Source organism: Mesorhizobium sp. M2C.T.Ca.TU.002.02.1.1 (genome assembly GCF_003997225.1).
This window is the reverse complement of record NZ_RZTO01000267.1, coordinates 1-7,283: the sequence shown is the minus strand read 5'-3', so window position 1 is coordinate 7,283 and position 7,283 is coordinate 1. Positions and strand designations below refer to the sequence as shown.

At 66.6% G+C, this 7,283-nt stretch carries 6 protein-coding genes and 2 pseudogenes; 4 read left to right on the top strand and 4 right to left on the bottom strand.

Annotation, left to right across the window (positions count from 1 at the left end):
• The 3 genes and pseudogenes from EOD07_RS38550 to EOD07_RS16040 all read left to right on the top strand — a co-directional run.
• A pseudogene (locus tag EOD07_RS38550) lies at window positions 1-102 on the top strand (ribulose-phosphate 3-epimerase); the annotation flags it as partial.
• A 261-nt stretch (window positions 103-363) separates the two neighbouring features.
• On the top strand, window positions 364-1,101 hold the full coding sequence (locus EOD07_RS16045) for a GntR family transcriptional regulator (protein WP_245470171.1): 738 nt from the start codon (window positions 364-366) through the stop codon (window positions 1,099-1,101).
• Window positions 1,102-1,193: 92 nt separating this feature from the next.
• The gene (locus EOD07_RS16040; RefSeq protein ID WP_127236165.1) at window positions 1,194-2,717 is read left to right on the top strand and encodes a malonyl-CoA synthase; all 1,524 of its coding nucleotides are present in this window, start codon (window positions 1,194-1,196) and stop codon (window positions 2,715-2,717) included.
• A 274-nt stretch (window positions 2,718-2,991) separates the two neighbouring features.
• Here the strand turns inward: EOD07_RS16040 and nagA are convergent, their stop codons facing one another.
• From nagA to EOD07_RS16020, 4 genes are read right to left on the bottom strand one after another with little or no spacing between them, the layout of a single operon-like run.
• The gene (nagA, locus tag EOD07_RS16035; protein WP_127236164.1) at window positions 2,992-4,152 is read right to left on the bottom strand and encodes an N-acetylglucosamine-6-phosphate deacetylase; all 1,161 of its coding nucleotides are present in this window, start codon (window positions 4,150-4,152) and stop codon (window positions 2,992-2,994) included.
• Complete coding sequence (locus EOD07_RS16030) at window positions 4,149-5,183, bottom strand: SIS domain-containing protein (protein ID WP_041003877.1); 1,035 nt, start codon at window positions 5,181-5,183, stop codon at window positions 4,149-4,151. The genes nagA and EOD07_RS16030 overlap by 4 nt, the downstream gene beginning before the upstream one ends.
• Window positions 5,180-5,959 (bottom strand): GntR family transcriptional regulator, encoded by a 780-nt coding sequence (locus tag EOD07_RS16025; protein ID WP_040979934.1) that lies wholly within the window; start codon window positions 5,957-5,959, stop codon window positions 5,180-5,182. Before EOD07_RS16025 ends, EOD07_RS16030 begins: the two co-directional genes overlap by 4 nt.
• Before the next feature lie 43 nt (window positions 5,960-6,002).
• Window positions 6,003-6,884: an N-acetylglucosamine kinase gene (locus EOD07_RS16020; protein WP_127236163.1), complete on the bottom strand. Its 882-nt coding sequence runs from the start codon at window positions 6,882-6,884 to the stop codon at window positions 6,003-6,005.
• A 200-nt stretch (window positions 6,885-7,084) separates the two neighbouring features.
• On the opposite strand from EOD07_RS16020, the pseudogene EOD07_RS16015 reads away from it, so the two are divergent.
• A pseudogene (locus tag EOD07_RS16015) lies at window positions 7,085-7,283 on the top strand (N-acetylmuramic acid 6-phosphate etherase); the annotation flags it as partial.

The following is a 7,283-nucleotide window of genomic DNA, read 5'->3' as shown; positions in this document are numbered from 1 at the left end:
GTGCTGGTGGCGGGCGCCGCCGTCTTCAAGGGCGGCAGCGTCGAAGCCTATAGGGCGAACATCGAAGCAATTCGCACCGCTGCCGACAAGACCGCCAGTTGAACGCGCGGCCGTCCGATCTCTCGCGGAAGTTGCATGACCCCCGACGGAGATTGAACCACTGTTCAATATGTGAAGCAGTGCAGGAATATCAGCTTTTTGTCGAAATTCTACTTTGTTCGATAAATAAACAGCCCATCTTGTCTTAAAGTCGAATATCGCAATCTTCCGCTTGAGGCGCCGTTGCCCGGCTGTATGATACATGTACGGGAATTGCTTCGCCGAGGGGCCCTGGCACAACAGGGGCAAGCGACAGGAGTTCGATTGACAAACGGAAACACCGAGCCGGGCGAAAGCAAGGGCGGCAAAAGCACGCTTGCCAGCTCGGTCTACCAGCAACTGCGCGACGACCTGCTGCGCGGCGCCCTGGAGTCCGAAACGAAGCTGCGTGTCGAATGGGTCGTTTCCCGCTATGGCGCCGGCGCCTCGCCCGTGCGCGAGGCGCTCAACCGCCTGGCCGCCGAGGGCCTGCTCGGCCGTCATGACCAGCGCGGCTTCTTCCTGATGCCGGTCAGTGCCGTGGAACTGGAGGAATTGACGCGCACGCGCTGCTGGCTGGAGGAGCGGGCGCTGCGCGAATCCATTGCGCACCGCACCGCCGAATGGGAAGAGCAGCTGGTGCTGGCGCTGCATCGCCTTGCGCGCGCCGAGCGCCGCCTGCCGGATGACCCGACCACCAACAATCCGGAGTGGGAAAAGCTGCACCGCGCCTTTCATCGCGCGCTGATCGCGGCATGCCGGTCGCACTGGCTGATCGGCTTCTGCGACCAGCTTTCCGACCAAGCCTCGCGCTATCGCCTGATCTCGCAAAGCGCGCCGGGGATGGGGCGTGACGATCTCGGCGAGCACCGCATCATTGCCGAGCGCACGCTGGACGGCGACGCCGACGGCGCGGTCGAGGCGCTTCTCAACCATTACCGCCTCACCGCGGCGATGTGCATGGAACGCTTCGCCCAGGGCTATGACCCGAGGGCCGGCAAGTCCAAACGCGGCCGCAAATAGCGGACGCAAAAGCGCTGCGCAGTTTTGCTGAAATCTGATATGCGCTCGGCCGAGCACGGCGCTGTGCCGCCGGTGCGCCCTGAGGACGTTTCATGACCAATCATCTCTTCAGCGCTTTCCGTTCCCGCATGCCGGCACCCGGCCGGCTGCTGATGGAGACGGATGACGGTCGTTCGATCACCTATGGCGACATGCTGGCAAAGTCCGCGCAGCTGGCGCATGCGCTGGCGCAGGCGGGCGTCGAGCCCGGCGACCGCGTCGCGGTCCAGGTCGAGAAGAGCCCCGAGGCGGCGCTGCTCTATCTCGCCTCGTTGCGCGCCGGCGCGGTCTTCCTGCCGCTCAACACCGCTTACACGCTGCCCGAGCTCGACTATTTCTTCCGCGACGCCGAGCCTAAGCTGATCGTGTGCGATCCGGACCGTCTTTCCGGCGTCGAACCGCTTGCCGCGGCGGTCGGCGCGACGGTGCTGACGCTCGGCCGCGACGGGCAGGGAACGCTGGCCAGCCAGGCCTCGCGGCAGGCGACGGATTTCAGCGACGTCGCGCGCGGGCCGGACGATCTTGCCGCGATCCTCTACACCTCCGGCACCACCGGCCGTTCCAAGGGCGCGATGCTCAGCCACGAGAACCTTGCGTCCAATGCCCGCGTGCTGGTCGAGCAATGGCGCTTCGGCGCCGACGACGTGCTGATCCACGCGCTGCCGATCTTCCACACGCACGGCCTGTTCGTCGCCACCAACGTCATCCTGATGGCCGGTGCGACAATGTTCTTCGAGCAGAAATTCGATCCGGCGCGCATCCTGTCGCTGATGCCGCGCGCGACGGCCTTGATGGGCGTGCCGACCTTCTATGTGCGGCTGCTGCAGCAGGAGGGGCTGAACCAGGATGTGGCCAAGGGCATGCGCGTGTTCATCTCCGGCTCCGCGCCGCTGCTCGCCGAGACGCACAAGGCCTGGCGCGAGCGCACCGGCCACGCCATCCTCGAGCGCTACGGCATGACCGAGACCAACATGAACACGTCCAACCCCTATGACGGCGAGCGGCGCGCCGGCACGGTCGGCTTTCCCCTGCCCGGCGTTTCGCTGCGTATCGCCGATCCCGAGACGGCCAAGCCGCTGGCCCAGGGCGAGATAGGCATGATCGAGGTGAAGGGACCGAACGTCTTTGCCGGCTATTGGCGCATGCCCGAGAAGACCAAAGCCGAATTCCGCGGCGACGGCTTCTTCATCACCGGCGACCTCGGCCTGATCGACGCCGACGGCTATGTCCACATCGTCGGGCGCGGCAAGGACCTCATCATCTCGGGCGGCTACAATGTCTATCCGAAGGAGATCGAGAGCGAGATCGACGCGCTTGACGGTGTGGCCGAAAGCGCGGTGATCGGCGTCGCGCATCCGGATTTCGGCGAAGGCGTCACCGCGGTCGTGGTGCGCAAGCCAGGATCGGCGATCAGCGCCGCCGACATTGCCGCGGCAATCGCCGGACGGTTGGCGAAATACAAGCATCCGAAGCAGGTGGTCTTCGTCGAAGAATTGCCGCGCAACACGATGGGCAAGGTGCAGAAGAACGTGCTGCGCGAGACGTACAAGGATATGTACGCCGGCCAAGCCGGCTAATAATTATCGGCCGAAAGCCTTCGGCGATTGGCCGAAACGAACATCGTGTCGTCATCCTAGGGCTGAGCAAGGAGCGAAGCGACGCGCGCAGACCCTAGGATCCATGCCGTGACGCTAAGGTATTGCTAGCGTTGCAGAATTCCGCACCGTTGCGCTTTACGCCACGGTCACGGAATGGATCCTCGGGTCAAGCCCGAGGATGACGACGCGCGAGGGGGTTTCGGCCAATCGCGAACGTTTGGATTGGTTTCCTGATTGACGGTGGATCGAGTGCCTACGCCCCGAAAACCTTCTCGCCGCCGATCCAGACGGTCTTCACATCCAGCCCCTCCGACAGGCCGACAATGTCGGCCGCTGTCCCATTGGCGAAACGGCCGAGCCGATGCGCCTGGCCGATCGCCTCGGCCGGATAAAGCGAGGCCATGCGCAAGGCCTCGTCGAGATCCATCCCGACGACGCGGTGGACGTAGCGAATGGCGGAAATCATGTCGAGATCGGCGCCGGCCAGCGTGCCGTCGGCGAGCCTGAGACTCCCGTCCTTGCGGTAGATGGTGCGGCCGTTCAGCGTGAAGGACGTCATGTCCGTGCCGATCGTCGCCATGGCGTCGGTGACGAGCACGATCTTGCCCGGCCCCTGCTTGCCGCGCAGCGCAAGGGTCATCGTCGCCGGATGGACATGGATGCCGTCGGCGATGATCCCGGCATACAGACCGCCGGTGTCGATCGCCGCGCCGGCCAGGCCCGGCTCGCGGTTGCCGATCTGGCTCATCGCGTTGAACAGATGCGTGACCACCGTGGCGCCGGCTTCGGCGAAGGCGCTCGCCGTCGCGTAATCGGTGTCGCTGTGGCCGAGGCTGACGACGACGCCGGCCTTGGCCAGCGCGGTGACGCGATCCGGCTGCACCGATTCCGGCGCGATGGTGGCGAGCAGCACCGGCAGGTCCCGACGCGCGGCGATCAGCGCCGTCTGGTCGGCGTCGGTCATCGGCCGGATCAGCGCCGGGTCATGCGCGCCCTTGCGGGCCATGGAGAGATGCGGCCCTTCCAGGTGCAGGCCGAGGAAGCCCGGCACCTTTTCCCGCGCAGCCTCGGCGCCGGCGGCAACGGCCGCGGCGGTGATCGCCGGCGTGTCGGTGATCAGCGTCACCAGCAGCGCCGTGGTGCCGAAGGGCGCATGCGCCCGGCAGATGGTCTCGATCGAGGCGACATCGGGATGGTCGTTGAGCATGACGCCGCCGCCGCCATTGACCTGGATGTCGACGAAACCCGGCACAAGCAGCCCGCCGCCGGTCTCGACCGCCGGAACGCCGGACGGAATGGCGCCTGCGGGCAGGATCGCCTCGATCACGTCGTCCTTGACGACAAGGGCGGCATCGTCGTGCCAGTCGGCGCCGTCGAAGATGCGGGCGCCGGTGAGTGCGAAACGGTCGCTCATACGGTTTCCGTCACCTTGCGCAGGTTGCGCGGCGTATCGGGGTCAAGGCCGCGATGGCGCGCGAAGGCCTCGACGAAGCCGTAGAAGGACACGATCAGCGGCAGCGGATCGGTCAGCGGGTGGCCGGTGGCGACATGCGGGAGAAGCCTCGCGGCCTTCGCCTTGTCGGAGGTGATGAAGGCGGCGGCGCCCTTGGCCGTCAGGCCGTCGGCCGCCTCGGCGACCGAGGGTTCGGACGCGTCGCGCGCGGCGAGCGCCAGGACCGGGAAACCCGGCCCGACCAGCGCCAGCGGCCCATGCATGACCTCGGCGGCGCTGTAGGCCTCGGCATGCATGGCGCAGGTTTCCTTGAACTTCAGCGCCGCCTCGCTGGCGATAGCGAAGGACGGGCCACGGCCGAGGATGAACAGCGATTGCGGGTTCTCCAAAGCGCCGGCGAGCGCCATCCAGTCGCAGGCGATCGCCTTCTCGAAATGGCCGGGCAGGCCGGCGAGCGCCTTGAGCAGTGCCTGGTCGTCGGTGGCATGCGCCATCAGCGCAAGGCCGGCGACGGCCGAATTGACGAAGGTCTTGGTGGCCGCGACGGAGCGTTCCGGCCCGGCGAGGATATCGATGGCGTAATCGGAAGCCCGCGCGAGTGGCGAGTCGGCCGTGTTGGTGATGGCGACGGTGAGCGCGCCGCCGGCCCGCGCGGTTTCGGCCATGGCGACGATGTCCGGGCTCTTGCCCGACTGCGAGACCGCCAGGCAGGCCGAGCCGCGCAGCCTGAGCTTCGCGCCGTAGATCGAAGCGATCGACGGCCCGACCGAGGCGACCGCAAGGCCGGCCGTCAACTCGACGGCATATTTCATGAAGGTCGCGGCATGGTCGGACGATCCGCGCGCCACGGTGACGACGAATTGCGGGTCGCGCTCGCGCAGGCCGCGCCCTGCCTCGGCCAAGGCCGAGGCCGAGCCGTCGAGAAGGCGGGCGGCGGCCTCCGGGATCTCGTCGATCTCGCGCCGCATATGGGTGGTGGCGTTGGCGCTCATGGCCGAATCTCCTCTCCCGGCCCGGTCAGCCGGAGTTCCGCGACGAAATCATAGGCGTCGCCCCTGTAGACCGAGCGGGTGAACTCGATCACCTTGCCGCTCGCCAGATAGGAAATGCGCTCGATCTGCAGTCCGGCAACCCCCGGCGGCACTTCCAGCAGACGCGCATCGGCATCGCCGAGATTGGTGGCCGAGATGCGCTGCACGGCGCGCACCGGGCGATTGCCGGTCGTGCCAAGCGCCGCATAGAGCGAGGAGCCGATCGCTTCGGGATCCGGCAGGACGCTGGCCGACAGCGCCGCGCGCTCGATCGCCAGCGGCGTGTCGTTGGCGATGCGCAGGCGCGCGACGCGCGCCACCAGTTCGGTCGAGGACAGCCCAAGCACCATCATTTCGTCCGGCGACGGCGCATAGAGGCCGCGGTCGAGCCAGACGGAGCGCACGTTCATGCCGCGGCGCGCCATGTCCTCGGTGAAGGAGGTGAGCCGCGACAGGGACTGCTCGACGCGCTCCATGCGCGGCGCGACGAAAGTGCCCGAGCCGTGACGCTGGACGAGGATGCCGCCCTTGACCAGGTCCTGCACCGCCTTGCGCACGGTGACGCGCGAGATATCGGCCTTGCTGGCAATGTCGCGCTCGGAGGGCAGCGCGTCGCCGGGACCGATCAGGCCGCGATTGACCGCTTCCTCGATGCTGCGCCTGAGCTGCAGGTAAAGCGGCGCGCCGCTCTGCGACGACTCCCTCAGCATGGCGAAGATCTGGTCGGCGGCGCTCATCGCGACGCCTCCGGCAGCATGGCGAAGATCTGATCGGCGGCGCTCATCGCGACGCCTCCGAACCGCTGGCGAAGAGGCGCACGGCCATCTGCACGGCGCCGCCCAGCGCGTCGTCGAGTGGAGGTTTCAGCAGCGCCTGATAACGCGCCGACAGGCGCGGCGCGTAAAGCGGCGCCAGGCCGCCGAGCAGGCAAAGCGGAGCGTCGTCGGCAAGATCGAGCGCGCGGAGCGAAGCCTCGACATCGGCCACAGCCTTGTCGAGGATGAAGTTGGCGACGAGGTCGCCCTTTTCGGCATGTTCGAAGACTTTCGGCGCGAAGCCGCCGAAATCGCCCGGCTTGGCGTTGGTGGTGAATTCGACAACGTCTTCGGGATTGTTGCGGAAGACGGCGAGCATGGCGTCGGTCAAGGGCGAGCCCGGACGGATGCCGTCATAGGCGAGCAGCGTCTGCTCCAAGAGGTCGCGGCCGATGCGGGCGCCGCTGCCCTGGTCGCCGACCTGGAAACCCCAGCCGCCGATGGCGCGCGATTTTCCACCCTTGCGCGCCATGTAAGCGGTGCCGGTGCCGAGGATGGCCATGGCGCCGTCCCCCGAACCGACCGCGCCCTCGAGCGCGATTTCGGCATCGGTTTCGACGCGACTCCGGCTGAAGGGCAGGATCGCCTCGAGCTGTTGCCGGTAGGTGCCGACATTGGCGCCGGCGAGGCCGAGGATGGCAGGCGTCTGCGGGATCAGCTCCGGGTCATGGCCGGCGGCAAGGAAAGCCTGCCTGGCCGCCTCCACGATGTTGGCGCGGGCGCCGGTGAGGTCGGTGCGGATGTTGGCGGCGCCGCTCTTGGCGCGGCCGACGACCGAGCCGTCGACGGTCGCAAGGGCCGCCCTGCAGCTGGTGCCGCCGCCATCGATGCCAAGCACGAATTTCACGCGATTTTCTCCTCGGCCCGGATAATACCAATAAAATACCAATAGCCAAGAGTTAATTTCAGTTCAAAAAAGATTAAGCCGTATTTTATTGAAAATCCACGCTAATTTGCCGGCAAGCGAGGTCCGCAACCCAAAATTCGTTAATGCGTGTGGACAAGTGGTATTTTTTTGGTATTGTTCGCTCAGTTGGAGGAAAATGCATGGCCGAGACGCGCACGGAAGCGCTCCACCAGAATGCCGAGGGGCTGGATGTCCAGTCCCCGGACGCCATTCTGGCGTTCCTGGCCAATGCCCAGATCGAGGCCTCGAAGGCCGTGCACGGGGCCATCCCGGCGATCGCCGCCGCCGCCGAACTCATCGCGAAGCAGTTGAAAAGCGGCGGCAGGCTCGCCTATGCGG

What these genes read in the sequence shown, in the direction of transcription:
- EOD07_RS16025 (WP_040979934.1), bottom strand. Translation starts at nt 5,959, where the DNA reads ATGAGCGCCGCCGACCAGATCTTCGCCATGCTGAGGGAGTCGTCGCAG.
- EOD07_RS16040 (WP_127236165.1), top strand. Translation starts at nt 1,194, where the DNA reads ATGACCAATCATCTCTTCAGCGCTTTCCGTTCCCGCATGCCGGCACCC.
- nagA (WP_127236164.1), bottom strand. Translation starts at nt 4,152, where the DNA reads ATGAGCGACCGTTTCGCACTCACCGGCGCCCGCATCTTCGACGGCGCC.
- EOD07_RS16030 (WP_041003877.1), bottom strand. Translation starts at nt 5,183, where the DNA reads ATGAGCGCCAACGCCACCACCCATATGCGGCGCGAGATCGACGAGATC.